This is a genomic window from Streptomyces halobius, from assembly GCF_023277745.1.
GTDB classification, from domain to species: domain Bacteria; phylum Actinomycetota; class Actinomycetes; order Streptomycetales; family Streptomycetaceae; genus Streptomyces; species Streptomyces halobius.
Window position 1 is genome coordinate 7,775,882 of the sequence record NZ_CP086322.1, and the last position, 16,540, is coordinate 7,792,421.

Below are 16,540 nucleotides of genomic sequence, written 5' to 3' on the forward strand. Positions count from 1 at the left end.
CATCAACGGCGTGGCGCTCGCGGTGTCGTGCAACGTCGCCAGGTACTCCCGCTCACCTGCCCGGCGCGCGGCGGCGACCGACGTCCTCCTGCGCTCCGCGGTCTCCCGCTCGGTCGCGCGGTCGGCAGCGCGGGTCTTGGCCCGGACGATCAGATACGAAGCCTCGACAGCACCGCCTCGACGAGCCGCCGTCCGGTCAGCAGCAGCGCCGATACCTCGGAGGACGAGGCGATGGCGTCGCCCGCGAGATACGCAGCGGTCGTCAGCGCCGTGCCGGTCCCGCCACCGGCCGTCGGGCATCGAGAAGACGACATTCGCGGCATCGACGATGACCAAGGAATCCGAAGAATCCACGGCGTACACCTCCCACGGCCGGGCGGCCCCCGGCGGTCCGTCCGTGGCAGGGCTCAGCTCCAGCGCTTCACCAGCTTGGTCAACGACCGCACCACCTTCCGGATCCGGGTCTCGTCGTCGCGTACCGTCCGGCTGAACTCGACGTGCAGGAACGGCACTTCGGCGGCCGCCGCGGCCCGGCCCTGCACATTGGTCCGCCCGGCCAGCTCGCAGCGCCGCGCCCAGGCCCGGCAGATCCGCAGCTCCTGCTCCCGCATCGCATCGGCGAACGACCGGCCGTCGGCCAGCGCGGCCGTGCCCGCCCCGGTCGAGGCGACGACGTCGAAGCCGGGGGCGGACTTGTCGGCGAAGCCGTGTAGCTGGACGCCGGGAAGCTTGCGGTCGACGAGGGCGCGCACCACGGTGTGGAAGACGGTGTCCGTCCGGTGTGCGACATCCGCCGCATTGCCCCGGCCCGCCGTGCGGTGGGCGCCGGCCAGCACCAGGACACCGCCCGGCGCGGCCCGGACGAGCCGGACGGCCGGCATCTCGCTGCGGGCGTCGGCGACGGGGTGCGGAACCTGGACCGACCACTTCGGTGCGCTGCTCAGCTCGACGTAGACGCGGCCCCAGCCGCGCGCGGGCTGCGCCCCGGTGCGCTCGGCGATCTCGGCGTACCGGCGGCCGGAGGGGCGGTCGGTCAGCTCGGTCAGCGCATAGCCGGCGCGGGCCAGTTCGCGACCGGCGTCGCGTCGCCGGCCGTCGAGCAGCAGGGCGGTGCCCTTGGCCACCGCGGTCCGTTCGCGGTAGCCGGGCGGCCGGTAGTGGCGTCGCTCGTCGAGTCCGGAGGTGAACGCGGTGATGCGGGCTTCCAGGTCGACGGTGGTGGGATGCGGTGTCGTGTGCGTCGGTGGTGCCGTCTCCGCGGGTGGTGTGCCGCAGGCCGAGGCGAGCAATATCAAGGACGTTACGGACAGTCCGAGCTTTATGGTGGTTACCGGAGGTAGCAGGGATTTGGTAAAGAAGAGTCTCATATAGTGATAAGAATAGTGGGGTGATGAACCGTTCCACCCGCTTTCGCCCGTTCCGCCGTGCAGTGCTCGCGCTCACTGTGAGCGCCACCGCCGGCTGTGGGCTTCTCCCCTTGGGCGGAGCGCAGGCGGAGGCGGCGCCGACCGCGTTCACGCTGGCCGCCGGGGGCGACATCCTCATCCACCCGCAACTCACCGGCCAGGCACGGCGGGACGCGGGCGGCACGGAAGACGGCGACACACCTCCGGACTTCACCAGGATTATGGCTGGGGTGGCTCCCGTGCTGCGCCGCGCGGACCTGGCGGTCTGCCACTTCGCACCGGTCGTCGGCGGCCCGAAGGGCCCCTTCCAGAGCTACCCGGATTTCCTCGTACCACCGCAGATCACCACCGCGATCAAGGGCGCCGGATACGACACCTGCTCGACCGCCTCCCAGCACACCCTCGACCACGGCCCGGCCGGTGTCCGGCGGACCCTGGACGCCCTGGACAAGGCCGGACTGCGGCACACCGGCTCGGCGCGCAGCCGGGCCGAGGCCCAACGGCCGCTGATCATGGACGTCAAGGGCGTCAAGGTCGCCCAGCTCTCCTTCGCCTTCGGCTTCAACGGCCGCGAGGTCCCCGAGGACAAGCCCTGGCTGGTCAACCAAACCTCCTTCGCCAGGATCGCCGCCGCCGAGCGCGCGGCCCGCAAGGCCGGCGCCGAGGTGGTCGTCCTCAGTATCCACTGGGGCCGCGAGCACCATCCGGAAGCCTCCGCGCCCCAAGTGGCGTTGGCCCGCCGGATCGCCAAGGAGACCGGTATCGACCTGGTCATCGGCCATCACGCGCATGTCGTCCAGCCGATGGAGAAGGTCAACGGCACCTGGATCGCGTACGGGCTGGGCAATCAGCTCGCCCGGCACGACGTACCGTCCGGGCTCACCGAGGAAGGCGCCATCGGCTGGTTCGAGTTCACCCGGCGCGACAGCGGGGGCTGGGATGTGGCGGCGCGCTTCGTTCCCACCCTCGTGGAGATCCCGCCGGACGACCGGGCCCCGGACGAGGCGGAGCCGGCCCGCGAGCCGGGCGCGCCCAGGGACCACCGGCTGGTCGACGTGGCCGCCGCGCTGCGCGACGACCGGCGGCTGAGCGAGCGGCAACGCGCCCGCTACCAGGTCGCGTTCGAGCGCACCGAGGGGACACTGCTCAACCGCGGCGCGGCCAAGGACGGTCTGCGGCCGCTCACCGAACTGCCCGGCTGAGCGCGCGGCCGCCCGGCTGACGGAGCCCCACTGCACGGGGCCGCTTCCGCACGCCCCCGTCCGGCCGCTGCCTCCGCCCGTACGCCTTCCCGGCACTCACTCTTCGTTCTCCCGAAAGGAATCCCCTGGTGGTCGCTTCGCGCGCGAGGCGGCGGCAAAAGGCCCGCCGCAGGGCCGATATGTCGCTGCTGGGCGGTATCCGCCCGCCGATCGCGGTGCTGTCGGCGCTGCTGCTCGCGCTGGCCGGACTCACCGCCGTCGGACTCGGCGGCTCCCAGGAGAGCGTCCCCAAGGCGGTGTTCACCTCCCAGCAGCACTTCGCCGAGGACGGCGCCATCGCGCTGCGGGCCTCCCTCGACGAGAGCGTCACCGACTTCCAGCGCGCCGCCGCGCTCGCCTCCGCGGGCCCGCCGGCCGACGCCGACCACGTCCTGGACACCCTCGGCAACGTCTACGAGAAGTGGCGCGGCACGGCCGTGGTCGACATCGCCTCCGGGAAGCTGCGCGCGGCCCGCGGCGAATCGCTGCCGCTGGCCGCGATCGACCGTACGAAACTCGCCGATGACGGCGGCCTGGCCCCGCGGATGGTCCGGCTGCGCAACGGCGAGACCCGGCTGCTTTCGCTCGCCCTGCTCTCCTGGGAGGGCCGACCGCAGCAACTCCTCGTCGGCTCCAGCAGTCTGAAGGTCCCCGGGATCAGCCTGGGCGCGTTCCGCTCCATCGCGGTGGTCGACACGAAGGGCACGGTCCTCAGCAGCGACGGCATCCCGGAGCCCGAGCAGGTGCTGACCGACCTCCAGCGCAAGGAGGCCGGCCGGTCCCGGCGCCAGCTGTCGGCGTTCGCCCGCGATGCCGCCGTCAAGGCGGCCCAGCACCCGGCCAAGGCCAAGGAGCTCGGCTCGGGCGGCTTCCCCGGCGTGAGCGGGAGCCTGACCGGCGAGGCCCATGCGGGGGAGCGGGCGGTCGCCGGCTACGCCACCCTCGCCACCACGGACCCCAAGGAGCACTCCACCGCCACGGGCCTCGGGCTGACCGTGGTCGCCATGGTCCCGGTGACCGAGGAGCCCGGTGGTACCGCCGATTCGCTGTTCGGCCTGCTCGCTGCGGCGGCGCTGCTGTTGATCGGCGCGCTGACCGTGGGGCTGCTGCTGGGCACCGTCCAACGGCCGCTGCTCCAGCTGTTCCTGGAGAGCCGCCGCCTCTCCCGCGGCGACCTCGCCCGCCCGGTGCGCGTCCCCCGGCACGGCGAAGCGGCCCGGATCGGCCGCGCACTGGAGAGCCTGCGCGGCCAGCTGCTCGGGGAGCGGCCGGAGCACGCGTCCTTCGCGTCCGGGCCCCCGGACGCGGTGCACCGGCACCGTCCGGCCGCCGGTCCGCGCCGGATCCCGGGCCTTCGCCTACTCGGCAAGACGGGTACCCGCGGCCTGCTGGCCGTCTGCGCCTGTCTGCTGCTGGCCTGGTCCGCGCCCCTGGGCTTTCTGCTCAACCGCACCGACGGCACGGTCACCGTCCCCCAGCAGCTCGTCAACGACCAGCGCGAACGCACCGACACCCTCGCCGACCGGGTGCGCCGCGCACTCAACGAGGGGCACACCGACCTGACGTCGGTGGCCTCGCTCCTCGGCGCGGACACCACGGCGGGCCAGGCCCAAACCCTCCTGCACCGGACCCTGTACGAGCACCACCGCTACCGGTCGCTGTACGTCGTGGACGCCAACGGAGGTGTGCTCAGCCGGGTCGGCGAGGACCCGCGCGCCACTGACGGTGCCGGCCGCGACCGGCAGCTCGCCGTCGTCAACGACCATGGCAAGGAGCCGGTGATCGTCGGCGCTGCATCGGTGCCCGGCCGCAAGGGCGCCACCGTCGTCGGCGAATTCCGTATCGACTTCCTCAACGCGCTGCTCAAGCGGCCCGGCCTGGGCCAGATCCGGTTGGTCGACGCCGACCACCGGGTCATCGGCGGCAACACCGGCTACCGGGCGTTCCAGGACCTGCCCGCCGAGCGGCTGGACCGCCTGGTGACGGCGGTCAACCTCAAGGCCGGCAGCGCGAAACGGGCCGGCGGCATCCTCTCCCGTACGGGCGAGGGCGCCAAGGTCGCCGCGGCCGCTCCGTTCACCGGCGGCGGCGTCGCCGAACCGCTCGGCTGGACGGTGGTCAGCTGGCAGTCCGCGACCCATCTGGACACCCCGGAGTCCATCCGCGAGCACCGCTCCCTGCTGGCCGGTCTGCTCGGGCTGACCGCGGCCGCGGCCTGCCTCGGCTGGCTGCACATCGTCGTCGTACGGCCGCTGCGCGAACTGGCCGGGCAGGCCGAGACGCTGGCCGCCGGCGACCGCCGCACGGTGCTCTACCCCCGCCACCACGACGAGGTCGGCGCGGTCAGCCGCAGCCTGGAGCTGATCCGGCAGCGACTGCCGGCCAGGTCCGCGCCCGCCGGCCGGCCCGCCCCGACCAGCGACCCAAGGAACTGAACGGCCGTGCTCTTTCTCTACCTCGTCCTCGTGGTGTGCTGCGCCGTCCTGCTGGTCGCCGGCGTCATCGAACAGCGCCGGCACTTCGACAACCTCGCCCGCATCCCGACCCGGGTACTGGTCAACGGCATCCGAGGCAAGAGCTCCATCACCCGGCTGTGCGCCGGCGCACTGCGCGGCGGCGACCTGACCACCGTCGCCAAGACCACCGGCACCGCGGCCCGGTTCATCCACCCGGACGCCACCGAGGAGCCCGTCTACCGCAAATTCGGCATCGCCAATGTCGTCGAGCAGATCGGCATCGTGCGGCGGGCCGCCGCCTACCGGCCGGACGCCCTGGTCATCGAGTGCATGGCGGTGATGCCGGCGCTCCAGGAGATCAATCAGAGCAAGCTGATCCGCTCCACCATCGGTGTGCTGTGCAATGTCCGCGAGGACCATCTGGAGGAGATGGGACCGACGCTGGACGATGTGGCCCGCTCGCTGTCCCGCTCGATGCCCGAGGGCGGCATCTGCGTGACGGCCGAGCGGGACCGGTTCGCGATCCTCCAGGAGGAGGCGGACGCCCGTAACTGCCAACTGGTCTACGCCGACCCGGACAGTGTCACCGACGAGGAGCTGCGCGGCTTCAGCTGGTTCACGTTCAAGGAGAACGTCGCCATCGCGCTGACCGTCGCCGAACTCCTCGGCGTGGACCGGCAGACGGCCCTGAAGGGCATGTACGACGCGCCGCCGGACCCGGGAGTGCTGTCGGTGGAGCGGTACCGCACCCCGGACGGCAAGCGGCTGCGGTTCGCCAACGTCTTCGCGGCCAACGACCCCGAGTCCACCACGATGAACATCGAGCAGCTGCTCCAACTGGGCGCGATCCGGCGGCCGTTGAACCTGGTCATCAACTGCCGCCCGGACCGGGTGGAGCGCAACGGCCAGATGGGCCAGCTCGTCCCCGGGCTGGCGCCGGAGAAGGCCTTCCTCATCGGCCAGCCCACCAAGAGCGCCCTGGACGCGATCCCCGCCGAGTGGCGGCACCGCGCGGTGGACCTCGGAGGGGAACGCCGGGAGCCCGGGGAGTTCATGGCCGAGCTCTTCGCCCGGCTCGGCCCCGACTCGTCCCTCGCGGCCATCGGCAACATCCACGGCCAGGGCGAGGCGCTCCTGGAGCAGCTCGCCGAACTGCCGCACGACGGCGGGCCGGGGGACGAAACCGGTGGCACCGGGCCCGCGGACCAGCAGGCCGCCGTCCCTCACCCCACCCCGTACGACCCGCTTGACCCGCTTGACCCGTTCGGCTCGTACGATCCGCACGTCCCAGGAGAACCCCGTTGATCCCCGCCGTCCTGACCCCCGAGATCGCCGCCATCGGTATCGCCCTGGGGCTGCTGTTCTCGCTGGTCTGCTACCTGACGACCAACCTGTCCCCGGGCGGCATGATCACCCCGGGCTGGCTGGCGCTGACCCTGGTCGAGGACCTCCAGCTGGTGTCCATGGTCGTCGGCGTCACCGTTCTGACGTATCTGGCGACCCTGCTGGTCCAGCGCCATGTGATCCTCTACGGCAAGCGGCTGTTCGCCGCCGTCGTGCTGCTCGGTGTGTTCCTGCAGGCGACCCTGCTGTTCATCCTCCAGCGCGAGTTCCCGCTGATGTACTCCAACCAGACCCTGGGCTTCATCGTCCCCGGTCTGATCGCCTACCAGCTGGCCCGTCAGCCCAAGGGCGCCACCCTCCTCGCCACCGGCTCGGTCACCCTCGTCAACTACGTGGTGATCACCGCCGGCATCCTGCTCGGCGCGCTGCCGTCCACCTGATCCCGAGAACGGAGCCGACCCCGCATGACCACCACCGACAAGCGCCGCCGGAACCGCGTACTGCACGCCGCCACGGTGATCGCCCTGCTGGCCGGCAGCGCCGTGCTCACCGTCGCCCTGCGCGAGGAACAGCAGGCCAATACCCCCACCGTCCAGGCTGTCACCGAACCCGGCGCGGCCCCGGCCGACGCCAAGGGCTCGGGCACCCAGGGCGAGCGCTGGGAGCGGCTGAGCAATCCCGCCCGCACGGTGCTGCGCGACGGCGCCGGCAAGGTGCTCGCCACCTTCACCGACGGCGCCCGTACGGCCACCCTGACCGGGCCCAGCCGCAGCTTCACCGAGCCCGCGCACACCGCGTCCCGGATCGTCACCGAGGACTGGGTGCGGCTGATGCCGGAGAAATGGCGGGTCGGCGCCGAGACCGAGCCCTGGTTCACCAAGTGGTTCAAGGAGATGCGCGACAGCACCGCGGACGACGTCTTCGCCATCGCCTTCCAATACGTCGAGGGAGCGCCGGTGAAGAAGGACGCCGCCGGTGTCGCGTACGCGGGCGACGCCAACTTCGGGCCGATCAACCCCAACGGCCGCGTCGGCGCCGATCTCCGGCTGGAACAGTCCGACTTCTACGACTACCTCGGTATCCCGTACACCTTCCGCGACGGCACCCACGTCACCCCCGAAGCCGCCCGGGCTCGTTCCATGGACTGCTCCGGGTTCATTCGTACGGTCTTCGGCTACCGGGCCCGCTTCCCCCTGATGTCGTCCGACACGACCGGCGACGGGCTGCCGCGTACCGCCAACGGCATGGCCCGTTCGAAGACCGGCGTGGACATCATCAAGCTCAAGGGTGCCGCACCGCGCTACGAACGGCCGGCCTCCATCGACCAGTTGCAACCCGGGGACCTGGTTTTCTTCTGGCTCGACGCCCGGACCAAGGACCGCCTCGACCATGTCGGCATCTACCTGGGCCAGGACACCGACGGCCACCGGATCTTCATCTCCAGCCGGGAAGAGGTCAACGGACCCACCATCGGCGACAAGGGCGGCGTTTCCCGCCTCGACGGCAACGGCTTCTACGCCGAACTGCTGCGCAGCGCCAAGCGCCTGTAACCCCCGGACACGCGACGATGCCCGGGCCGGCTCCGCCGAGCCGGTCCGCGCATCTGCAACCAAGCCTGCTGCAGCCGTCGACCGCGGAGTGCCGGTAGACGTAGCCGCCCCGCTCGGTCTTCTTCTGCCTCGCGTGCCTGGCTTGCCGACTGTCCCGACCATGGCCCGCCACCCACCCGTCGAGGAGGTTGGTGGGGCCCTGCCGGTGATAGCGTTGCTCTCTTCTCCGGCGTTTCCGGATGGAGTCCCGTCAGGCACCTCATGACCGACTCGCACCAGCTCCTCCGCGATGCACTCGACGTCTTGGACACTGCCTTTGCACCACGCGCCGAACTGCCGATTTCCGTGGGCGGCTGCACCTACTGCTACCCCGAAAGCGATCTCGAAGCCCTGACCGGCCCCGTACAGGAGATACCGGAGCAACTGATCTCCCACGTCGCGATCGAGGTACCCGACCACTGGGACGACTTCCCCGGCTTGTACCGCAAGTTGGCGCCCCGGATCGTCCGACTCCTCATTGCCGGCGAGCTCACCCACAGCATCGTCGCCTCCCGGCTGCTCGCCGCCGGCTGGCGCAACTGGACCGCGCCGGAGCGCACAGCACTGGAGAACGTCTGGCGCGCCTGGTGGCAGTCGGTCCTGAACACTCATTCGAGCACCGGGCACGTCATCGACGTACTGGAGACGCTCGCGGTCACCGCAGGAACCCTCGCCCCCTGGCTGGCCAGGTGGGCCCGAACCCGCACCGAGTCAGCGGACCTGCACCTCGGCTACGCGCTCGACTGGTGGCTCATCGAGGACGAACTCGCCGACCTCCACTTCGGCTTCCACGACGAGGTGCACGCCACGCCGGAACTGTTGCCATGGCTCCTGTCCTTGGAGGACGGCCGCATCGGTGCCACACATCTGAGGGAAGTCGAGCGCATCTCATACAGCTGAGCAACCTCGTACGGGGGATGCGGCGAGGGCCGTCGCCGTGGTTCGGTCAGGAACAGGACCAGGCGCCGCCGTCGGCTGGGCGCTGGTACGCCGTCAGGTCGCGTAGGTCGGGCATCAGGGTGTCGAGGATCACCAGGTCGAACCACCGGGCGGCGAGAAGCGCCAGTGCTCGGAGCTGGTGCTCGCCCTGATTGCCTGATAGCCCGCCAGCTCCGTGGCCTCCAGCAGCTGTTCGGATGTTGCCGCTGCGTCGAGGACGATCAGAAGGTGTCTCACGTGGCGAGTCTGGCGAGTTTCTTGTAGCAGGTCAGGGTGGCTGCGAGGCCGAGGAAGGCGAGGAAGTGGGAGCCCTTCCGCTCGTACCGGACTGTGCGGCGGCGGCAGCCGATCGGCCAGGCTGTGGACCGCTCGATCTTCCAGCGGTGGCGGCCGAGCCGTTCGCTCGATTCGACCCCTGGGCGTGCGATGCGCGGGACAAGCCCGCGTTCGCGCAGCCGGGCGAGGTGCTCAGCGGAGGAGTGCGCCGTGTCCGCCCGGAGCTTGACCGGGCGGCGGCGTCGCGGTGCTCGGCGGGAGCGGACGGCGGGGATCGAGCGGATCAGCGGCTTCAGGGCCAGGATGTCGTTCGTCTTCGCGGCCGACACCGCGACGACCAGGGGAATGCCCGGGCCTCGGACGACACATGCAGCATGCTGCCCTTCTTGTCGCGGTCGACCGGGTTCGGCCCGGTCAGCGAGCCCCTTTTTCCGCCCGGACCGAGGCGGCGTCAACGATCGCCGAGGTCCAGTCCAGCTCGCCCCGGGCGCCGAGTTCGTCCAGGACCGCGCGGTGCAGCCGGTGCCACAGCCCTGCCCTTGTCCATACGGTGAACCGGCGGTGCGCGGTGGCGGGCGACACCCCGAACGTCTCCGGCAGATGCCGCCACGCGCACCCGCTGGTCAACACGTACACCACCGCCGTGAACACGGCCCGCTCATCGCACGGAGCGGTCCCACCGCCCTGGGGGCGGGGACGTGAACGGCGGCAACAACGGGGCGACCAGCTCCCACAGACCATCAGGAACCAGTCGCTGCGACAGATCAACACCCACAAGGAGCAAGATGCCGCAGCTCACACCATCACCACATGAGACATCCCCTAAGGGACCCCCTGACCCGCGCCCCCGCCCTCGTACACCACAACACCCGCCGCCCGCCCCGCGCCCAGCCCCTGCGCCGGTCCCTGGCAGCCCTGGGCCGCCGCGATGCCCAGCGCCACCAGCAGCGTCACCACCACGAACACGATGACCCGCTGGCGCAGCAGTCTGCGGTCGGGACCGGGGCGGCGCCCGCCCGATGCCGTACGCACCGGGGAACGCGCACCGTTCCGCCCCCCGATCCGCGCCGCCGGGACCCGCCCCGAACCGCGCCCGCCTGTCCGCGGGTTGGTGCCCGGCGCCGAGGCGGGCCCGCCCGGCCGGCCCGTCGCCTCGCGGGACGACGAGGGCCGGGACGACTGCGGACGCGGCACGGGAGTGCCCGAGGGTCGTCGTTCGGTGCGCTGCCGTGCGTACTCGTCGGCCCGCTGCCCGGCCGGCCGGTCCCCCGGGCGGCGCTCCGCGCGCCCCCAACCGCCCCCGGAGCCCGAGCCGTTCTCCAGCGGGCCACCGGACAGACCGTGCGCCTCCCGGGCCGCGATCTCCTTGAGCCGCAACGACAGCGACAAGGTGCTCGGGCGGTCCACCGGGTCCTTGGCCAGACACGACGCGAGCAGCGGCGACAGTGCGTCGGGCACCCCGGCCAGCTGCGCCTCCTCGTGCACCACCCGGTAGAGCATGACTTCCGAACTGCCCTGCCCGAAGGGGGAGTCCGCGGTACAGGCGTACGCGAGCGTGGCGCCCAGGGCGAAGATGTCCGTCGCCGGTGTCACCGCGGCCCCGCGCACCTGCTCCGGCGCGAGAAAGCCCGGCGAGCCGACGGCCGTACCGACATGCGTGAGCGTGCTGGCGCCGGTGGCCCACGCGATACCGAAGTCGATGATCCGCGGCCCCTTGGGGGACAGCAGGATGTTGGACGGCTTCAGGTCGCGGTGGACGACGCCCGCGTCATGGACGGCGAGCAGCCCTTCGGAGAGCGCGGCACCGATGGAGGCGACCTGCGCCGGCGACAGCGGCCCTTCGTCGTTCACCTTGTCGTGCAGCGAGGGGCCGGGCACGTACTGGGTGGCGAACCACGGGCGGTCCGCGTCGAGATCGGCGGCGACCAGCCGGGCGGTACAGCCGCCGCGGATCCGCCGGGCCGCCGACACCTCGCGCGCGAAGCGTGAGCGGAACTCCTGATCCTCCGCCAGATCCGGCCGGATCACCTTCAGGGCCACCCGCTGGCCGCGCTTGTCCGAGCCGAGATAGACCACGCCCATCCCGCCCGCGCCGAGCCGGCGGTGCAGCCGGAACGACCCGACGACACGCGGGTCCTCGCGCCGGAGCCGCATCATCGCCATGTCCGTCCCCTACCTGCGGTGGGGAGGCCCCACTCCGCTGCCAACCGTCTGACGTGGCACAGCTTACGGACTGACGGCCCGCTGTGCGCAGAGGCCGCGCATGCGTCGGCGGCCGGATTGTCAGTGGCCGGTGGCACTCTCGAAGGGCGGCGGGAAGTGGCCCGCCTTTCCGCCCGGGGGCTGGCGTGGGGGGGCCAAGCGTCTGATGTGGACGGGAGATTGACGCGATGAAAGATGATCGGGGCGGGTTGGTCGTGGATGCCGGGGAAAGTGCCGGCGTTCGGGGTGGAATGGAGGGCGGGGTGCACCCAGGGCCGGGGGAGCGGTGTATGGGGGAGCGGCCGAAGTGAGCGAAGTCACCCGGAGGCGGCGCGGCGGCGGCCGATGGAGGGAGCGCCGCCGCGCGCGGCCCGTCTTTTCCGGGGTCTCCCCAGGTGCCGTCCCCCGGCTCTCCACCCAGGGGAGTACGCCGGGCCTCCGCGCGTCATCCTCCCGGAGGCCCGGCAATCCATACGACGGCATGACGCCCGGCGCCCGGCGCGTGCCTAACGTGGTGTTCAAGCGGCGGGCGCAGCACTCGTCCCCCGAGGTCACCCGCCCGCCGCCCCACACACGACAGGAGCGGGACGATGGCGGACACCTCCGGACGGACGGCGCGGGCGCAGGGGCACCCGGTCGCCCCGGCGCTCGGCGGCCACCAGCCGTCCAGCGCCCGCCACCCCCTCGTCGCGGTGGCCATCGTGCTGCCGCTGGCGATCCTTCTGACCGTGGTCTTCGGCGTCTGGGAAGCCGTGATCACACAGGCGTCGTCCGTGGTCGGAATGCTGGGGCGCTGACAGGGCGTCCCGGCTCCGGGAGAGCGGTCCGGGACGGGGACTTCCGGCCGAAAACCCCGTGGGGACGGGGGTGCGGCGGACGGCACGAATGGCCGGGCATCTGGGGAGATGCCCGGCCATCGAGCTTTCCCGGCCGCCGCGCGGGGAAGCCTGCCCGCACCGCGCGTACGATCCAGGCCGGACGGCCCGTATCGGCCACCGCCCGCGCCACCCACGACGCGCGCACGGAATCGGGGGGACCATGACCGCACCACTCCTCGGCCGCCTGGCGGCTCTCTCGGCGGGCCCCGCCCCGGGAGGCGGGCCGACGCCGGAGACGGCCCCCGAAGTGCTCGCCGACCGCCCCGACGGCACGGTCGTCCGCAGCGGCCGGACGGTCGCCAAGGCGCACGCCCCCGGCTGCGACCCGCGCGATCTCGCCGCGCGCCTGGCCATCGCCGCCCACCCGTCGCTGCACGGCATCCTGCTGCCCCCGCTCCCGGTCACCGCCCCCGGCGGCTATCTGACCTGCGCCGAGGACGGCCGCGCGCTGACCCGCTGGCCGTACGGCAGCCCGGTCTCGTCCGAGGACCCGGAGGCCGCGCCATGGGAGGACGCCGCCCGCCTGCTGGCCCGGCTGCACGCCGTGGACGCGTCCCAACTGCCCGGCCCCGTACCGTCGATGCGCGGCCCCGCCAAGGCCGCCCGCGCCCTGTCCCGTCTGCGCACCGCCCTCGCGCAGCATCCACCACGACCGGGCCCCGGATCTCTTTCCGCCGCCGCCGACGCCATCGAGCGCGCCTGGACCCTCCTGCCGCCCTGGGCCCGCGCCGCCGCCCCGCCACCCCTCAGCACGTCCCTCTGCCACGGCGATCTCCACCTCGGCCAGCTCGTCCGGCATCCCGCCGCCGACGGTCCCTGGCTGCTGATAGACCTCGACGACCTGGGCCTGGGCAACCCGTCCTGGGACCTCGCCCGCCCCGCCTCCTGGTTCGCCACCGGCCTGCTCGCCCCGGATCTCTGGTCCCGTTTCCTGTCCGCCTACCGCGCCGCCGGCGGCCGCGCCGTACGCCCCGACGGCGATCCCTGGGCCGACCTGGAGACACCCGCCCGCGCCCTCACCGTGCAGACCGCCGCGCTCGCCGTCGCCAAGGCCGCCACCGCGTCCCGCCCGCTGGACGAGATCGAGTCGGCCGTCGTCGACGCCTGCGCCCGGATGACTTCACTGCCGGAGCAGTTGGCACCCGCCGCCCGGACGTAGGGTGAACACCTCGCCGCCGGAAGGCCGTTCCGGCGGTGCCGCAGTGAGCAGCGACGGATCAGGGGAGTTGAGCGATGATGCAGTGCCCCAAGTGTCACGCACCCATGCATACGTACAACCGCAATGGCGTGCATATCGAGCAGTGCGCCGGCTGCCGGGGAATCTTCCTCGACTACGGGGAGCTGGAGTCTCTGAGCCGCCTGGAGGCGCAGTGGACCCAGCAGGCCCCGCCGCCGCCAGCCCCGCAGGCGTACCCCGCCGCCCCGGCCTGGGGCGCCCCGCACCAGGGCCACCACGGGCACCACGGGCATCACCGCCGCAGCTTCGGCCACATGCTCTTCTCCTCTTGAACGGCGGCCCGAACGGCGACCGGTCGACCGCTCCGGAACGAGGCCCGAACCCGGACCACCAGAGGGCTCGGACGACCACCACGGACCCGGACAACCGCCGGGGGAACAACGACCGAGGGCCGGAGCGATCGCTCCGGCCCTCGGCTGGTGTGTGGACGATACTGGGATTGAACCAGTGACCTCTTCCGTGTCAGGGAAGCGCTCTCCCGCTGAGCTAATCGTCCTCGGGACCACGGATCACAACGATCTCCGTGGGTGCGGCGTGCGCGATACTGGGATTGAACCAGTGACCTCTTCCGTGTCAGGGAAGCGCTCTCCCGCTGAGCTAATCGCGCGGGAGCCCGGAGCGGACCGGGCCGGTGGACGATACTGGGATTGAACCAGTGACCTCTTCCGTGTCAGGGAAGCGCTCTCCCGCTGAGCTAATCGTCCTTGGAGGTGGAGACGGGATTTGAACCCGTGTAGACGGCTTTGCAGGCCGTTGCCTCGCCTCTCGGCCACTCCACCAGGAGTGCAGGGGTTCGGGAAGATCCCCCACATCGAGCGGACGACGAGACTCGAACTCGCGACATCCACCTTGGCAAGGTGGTGCTCTACCAACTGAGCTACGTCCGCAGTTGTCTCTCCCAGACTACGTCCGGGAGCTACCTGTCCTCCGGGGCGCTTCCGCGTCCCGGCGACGTGTTGAACTCTAGCGGATTCCGGGGCCAGTACAAAAACGCGTTTGTGCAGCGTGCTGCGCTGCTCGGTCGGCCCGGGCGGCTGTCGGGCCCCCGCCATAGACTCACTGACGTGCACGACTTCCCTCCCATGGCCCGCTTCGGCGGTCTGATAGCCACCGACCTGCGCGATGTCACCAGCGATCCCGCGGCCCTGGACTCCACGGGCTGGTGGGCGGTGGTCGCCGACTTCGAGGGGGGCGTGGTCTGCGCCCGCTTCGGCGACATCCGCCCGGCCACCGCCGCGGACGGGCCCGCCCCCGGCGGCTGGCACGGCCCGGCACCCGGCGACTGGTCCAGCTCCCTGGACCGCGCCGCCTATACCGCGGGCGTACGACGGATCCGTGAACACATCGCCGACGGCACGGTCTACCAGGTGAACCTCTGCCGGGTGCTGACCGCGCCGCTGCCCGACCCCGGCCGCGCCGATGTGGACGCGCTGTCCGCGGTGCTGGCCCGCGGCAACCCCGCGCCATACGCAGGAACGATCCGGCTGCCCGGTCACGGCGTCGAGGTCGCCACCGCCTCGCCCGAGCTGTATCTGCGCCGCGACGGCCGCACCGTCGAGTCCGGCCCGATCAAGGGGACCGGACGGACCGCCGCGGATCTCACCGAAAAGGACCACGCCGAGAACGTGATGATCGTGGACCTGGTCCGCAACGACCTCGGCCGGGTCTGCGCCACCGGCACGGTGACCGTCCCGGCACTGTGCGCCGTCGAGCCGCACCCCGGCCTGGTCCACCTCGTCTCCACCGTGCGCGGCGAACTGGCCGGGCGGAACCACCGGACGGCCTGGGCGGACCTGCTCGGCGCCACCTTCCCGCCCGGCTCGGTCACCGGCGCCCCCAAGTACAGCGCCCTGAAGATCATCGACGAGCTGGAGACCGCGCCCCGCGGCCCGTACTGCGGCGGCATCGGCTGGGTCGACGCCGACCGCCGCGTCGGCGAGCTCAATGTCGGCATACGGACGTTCTGGATCGACCGCACCGCCCCCGACGGCCCCGTGCTGCGCTTCGGCGCCGGAGCGGGGATCATCTGGGACTCCGATCCCGAGCGGGAATGGGCCGAGACCGAGTTGAAGGCGAGCCGGCTGCTCGCGGTAGCGTCGGGCACGCACGAGGTGAGCGGAGGAAGGCGACGATGAAGATCTGGCTCGACGGGGGACTGCGGGACGCCGACGGCGCCCGGGTCTCGGTCTTCGACCACGGCCTGACGGTCGGCGACGGCGTCTTCGAGACACTCAAGGCCGTCCACGGGCGGGCCTTCGCCCTCACCCGCCATCTGGAGCGGCTCACCACCTCCGCCCGGGGAATGGGACTGCCCGCCCCCGACCTCGACGAGGTACGCGACGGCTGTGCGGCCGTCCTGGACGCCAACCCGATGGCCCTCGGCCGGCTGCGGATCACCTACACCGGCGGCCTCTCACCGCTCGGCTCGGACCGCGGCGACAACGGCACGACCCTGGTCATCGCGCTCAGCGAGACGGCGCCCCGTCCCGACACCACCGCCGCCGTCACCGTCCCCTGGACCCGCAACGAACGCGGCGCGCTCGCCGGCCTGAAGACCACCTCGTACGGCGAGAACGTCGTCGCGCTCTCCCGCGCGCGCGAACTGGGCGCCTCCGAGGCACTGTTCGCCAACACCGTCGGCGCGCTCTGCGAAGGCACCGGCTCCAATGTCTTCGTCGTCCTGGACGGCGAGCTGCACACCCCGCCGCTGTCCTCCGGCTGCCTGGCGGGGATCACCCGCGCCCTCACGGTCACCTGGGCCGGCGCCAAGGAGACCGACCTGCCGCTGGACGTCCTGGAACGGGCCGAGGAGATCTTCCTGACCTCCACCCTGCGCGACATCCAGGCCGTGACCCGGATCGACGGGCGCCAACTCGCCGACAGGCCGGGCCCGGTGACGGCCGAGGCCATGCGGATCTTCGCCGAGCGGTCGGCCGCCGACATCGATCCGCGGTGCTGACGGGCCCGGCCGC

15 protein-coding genes, 5 tRNA genes and 1 pseudogene are annotated in these 16,540 nt (G+C 72.1%); 11 read left to right on the top strand and 10 right to left on the bottom strand.

Features of this window, described 5'->3' with window-relative positions; translation table 11 throughout:
* Positions 1–149: 149 nt before the first annotated feature.
* Positions 150–314 (bottom strand): hypothetical protein, encoded by a 165-nt coding sequence (locus K9S39_RS43170; RefSeq protein ID WP_406708071.1) that lies wholly within the window; start codon positions 312–314, stop codon positions 150–152.
* A gap of 93 nt (positions 315–407) precedes the next feature.
* A complete protein-coding gene (locus K9S39_RS35220; protein WP_248867375.1) occupies positions 408–1,295 on the bottom strand; it encodes a hypothetical protein in 888 nt (295 codons plus the stop codon).
* A gap of 95 nt (positions 1,296–1,390) precedes the next feature.
* Between K9S39_RS35220 and K9S39_RS35225 the strand changes: the two genes are divergently transcribed.
* From K9S39_RS35225 to K9S39_RS35255, 6 genes are all read left to right on the top strand, one after another.
* Complete coding sequence (locus K9S39_RS35225) at positions 1,391–2,608, top strand: CapA family protein (protein WP_248867377.1); 1,218 nt, start codon at positions 1,391–1,393, stop codon at positions 2,606–2,608.
* 179 nt (positions 2,609–2,787) lie between these two features.
* Positions 2,788–5,082 carry a HAMP domain-containing protein gene (locus tag K9S39_RS35230; RefSeq protein ID WP_248869100.1) on the top strand — a complete coding sequence of 765 codons (2,295 nt, stop codon included), beginning with the start codon at positions 2,788–2,790 and terminating at the stop codon, positions 5,080–5,082.
* A gap of 6 nt (positions 5,083–5,088) precedes the next feature.
* Positions 5,089–6,408 (top strand): poly-gamma-glutamate synthase PgsB, encoded by a 1,320-nt coding sequence (pgsB, locus tag K9S39_RS35235; RefSeq protein ID WP_248867378.1) that lies wholly within the window; start codon positions 5,089–5,091, stop codon positions 6,406–6,408.
* On the top strand, positions 6,405–6,887 hold the full coding sequence (locus K9S39_RS35240; RefSeq protein ID WP_248867379.1) for a poly-gamma-glutamate biosynthesis protein PgsC/CapC: 483 nt from the start codon (positions 6,405–6,407) through the stop codon (positions 6,885–6,887). The genes pgsB and K9S39_RS35240 overlap by 4 nt, the downstream gene beginning before the upstream one ends.
* A 24-nt stretch (positions 6,888–6,911) precedes the next feature.
* Positions 6,912–7,997, top strand: a complete 1,086-nt coding sequence (locus tag K9S39_RS35245) for a C40 family peptidase (protein ID WP_248867380.1) — start codon at positions 6,912–6,914, stop codon at positions 7,995–7,997.
* A gap of 303 nt (positions 7,998–8,300) precedes the next feature.
* On the top strand, positions 8,301–8,936 hold the full coding sequence (locus K9S39_RS35255) for a hypothetical protein (protein ID WP_248867381.1): 636 nt from the start codon (positions 8,301–8,303) through the stop codon (positions 8,934–8,936).
* Positions 8,937–9,065: 129 nt separating this feature from the next.
* Here the strand turns inward: K9S39_RS35255 and K9S39_RS35260 are convergent, their stop codons facing one another.
* From K9S39_RS35260 to K9S39_RS35270, 3 genes and pseudogenes are all read right to left on the bottom strand, one after another.
* Positions 9,066–9,212 (bottom strand): hypothetical protein, encoded by a 147-nt coding sequence (locus tag K9S39_RS35260; RefSeq protein ID WP_248867382.1) that lies wholly within the window; start codon positions 9,210–9,212, stop codon positions 9,066–9,068.
* Positions 9,209–10,026: pseudogene (locus K9S39_RS35265) on the bottom strand (IS5 family transposase). Before K9S39_RS35265 ends, K9S39_RS35260 begins: the two are co-directional and overlap by 4 nt.
* Positions 10,027–10,073: 47 nt before the next feature.
* Positions 10,074–11,414 carry a serine/threonine-protein kinase gene (locus K9S39_RS35270; protein WP_248867383.1) on the bottom strand — a complete coding sequence of 447 codons (1,341 nt, stop codon included), beginning with the start codon at positions 11,412–11,414 and terminating at the stop codon, positions 10,074–10,076.
* 629 nt (positions 11,415–12,043) lie between these two features.
* On the opposite strand from K9S39_RS35270, the gene K9S39_RS35275 reads away from it, so the two are divergent.
* The 3 genes from K9S39_RS35275 (at position 12,044) to K9S39_RS35285 (ending at position 13,840) form a co-directional block, all read left to right on the top strand.
* Positions 12,044–12,250, top strand: coding sequence for a hypothetical protein (locus K9S39_RS35275; RefSeq protein ID WP_248867384.1), 207 nt, complete (start codon positions 12,044–12,046; stop codon positions 12,248–12,250).
* Between the two features lie 241 nt (positions 12,251–12,491).
* A complete protein-coding gene (locus K9S39_RS35280; RefSeq protein WP_248867385.1) occupies positions 12,492–13,490 on the top strand; it encodes a phosphotransferase in 999 nt (332 codons plus the stop codon).
* Positions 13,491–13,567: 77 nt separating this feature from the next.
* Positions 13,568–13,840 (top strand): TFIIB-type zinc ribbon-containing protein, encoded by a 273-nt coding sequence (locus tag K9S39_RS35285; RefSeq protein ID WP_248869101.1) that lies wholly within the window; start codon positions 13,568–13,570, stop codon positions 13,838–13,840.
* Between the two features lie 152 nt (positions 13,841–13,992).
* On the opposite strand, the gene K9S39_RS35290 is transcribed toward K9S39_RS35285, so the two are convergent.
* The 5 genes from K9S39_RS35290 to K9S39_RS35310 all read right to left on the bottom strand — a co-directional run bounded on the left by K9S39_RS35290 (position 13,993) and on the right by K9S39_RS35310 (position 14,455).
* Positions 13,993–14,064 (bottom strand) — tRNA-Val (locus K9S39_RS35290).
* Between the two features lie 39 nt (positions 14,065–14,103).
* Positions 14,104–14,175 (bottom strand) — tRNA-Val (locus K9S39_RS35295).
* 25 nt (positions 14,176–14,200) lie between these two features.
* Positions 14,201–14,272, bottom strand: a tRNA-Val gene (locus K9S39_RS35300).
* Between the two features lies 1 nt (position 14,273).
* A tRNA-Cys gene (locus tag K9S39_RS35305) sits at positions 14,274–14,347 on the bottom strand.
* Between the two features lie 35 nt (positions 14,348–14,382).
* A tRNA-Gly gene (locus K9S39_RS35310) sits at positions 14,383–14,455 on the bottom strand.
* 177 nt (positions 14,456–14,632) lie between these two features.
* Between K9S39_RS35310 and K9S39_RS35315 the strand changes: the two genes are divergently transcribed.
* Both K9S39_RS35315 and K9S39_RS35320 read left to right on the top strand, forming a co-directional pair.
* Positions 14,633–15,703, top strand: a complete 1,071-nt coding sequence (locus tag K9S39_RS35315) for a chorismate-binding protein (protein ID WP_248867387.1) — start codon at positions 14,633–14,635, stop codon at positions 15,701–15,703.
* Positions 15,700–16,527, top strand: a complete 828-nt coding sequence (locus tag K9S39_RS35320) for an aminotransferase class IV (protein ID WP_248867389.1) — start codon at positions 15,700–15,702, stop codon at positions 16,525–16,527. The genes K9S39_RS35315 and K9S39_RS35320 overlap by 4 nt, the downstream gene beginning before the upstream one ends.
* Positions 16,528–16,540 lie beyond the last annotated feature (13 nt).

Coding starts and splice junctions, on each gene's coding strand:
- K9S39_RS43170 (WP_406708071.1), bottom strand. CDS start 314: ATGTCGTCTTCTCGATGCCCGACGGCCGGTGGCGGGACCGGCACGGCG.
- K9S39_RS35225 (WP_248867377.1), top strand. CDS start 1,391: ATGAACCGTTCCACCCGCTTTCGCCCGTTCCGCCGTGCAGTGCTCGCG.
- K9S39_RS35230 (WP_248869100.1), top strand. CDS start 2,788: ATGTCGCTGCTGGGCGGTATCCGCCCGCCGATCGCGGTGCTGTCGGCG.
- K9S39_RS35245 (WP_248867380.1), top strand. CDS start 6,912: ATGACCACCACCGACAAGCGCCGCCGGAACCGCGTACTGCACGCCGCC.
- K9S39_RS35270 (WP_248867383.1), bottom strand. CDS start 11,414: ATGGCGATGATGCGGCTCCGGCGCGAGGACCCGCGTGTCGTCGGGTCG.
- K9S39_RS35275 (WP_248867384.1), top strand. CDS start 12,044: ATGGCGGACACCTCCGGACGGACGGCGCGGGCGCAGGGGCACCCGGTC.
- K9S39_RS35280 (WP_248867385.1), top strand. CDS start 12,492: ATGACCGCACCACTCCTCGGCCGCCTGGCGGCTCTCTCGGCGGGCCCC.
- K9S39_RS35285 (WP_248869101.1), top strand. CDS start 13,568: ATGCAGTGCCCCAAGTGTCACGCACCCATGCATACGTACAACCGCAAT.
- K9S39_RS35320 (WP_248867389.1), top strand. CDS start 15,700: ATGAAGATCTGGCTCGACGGGGGACTGCGGGACGCCGACGGCGCCCGG.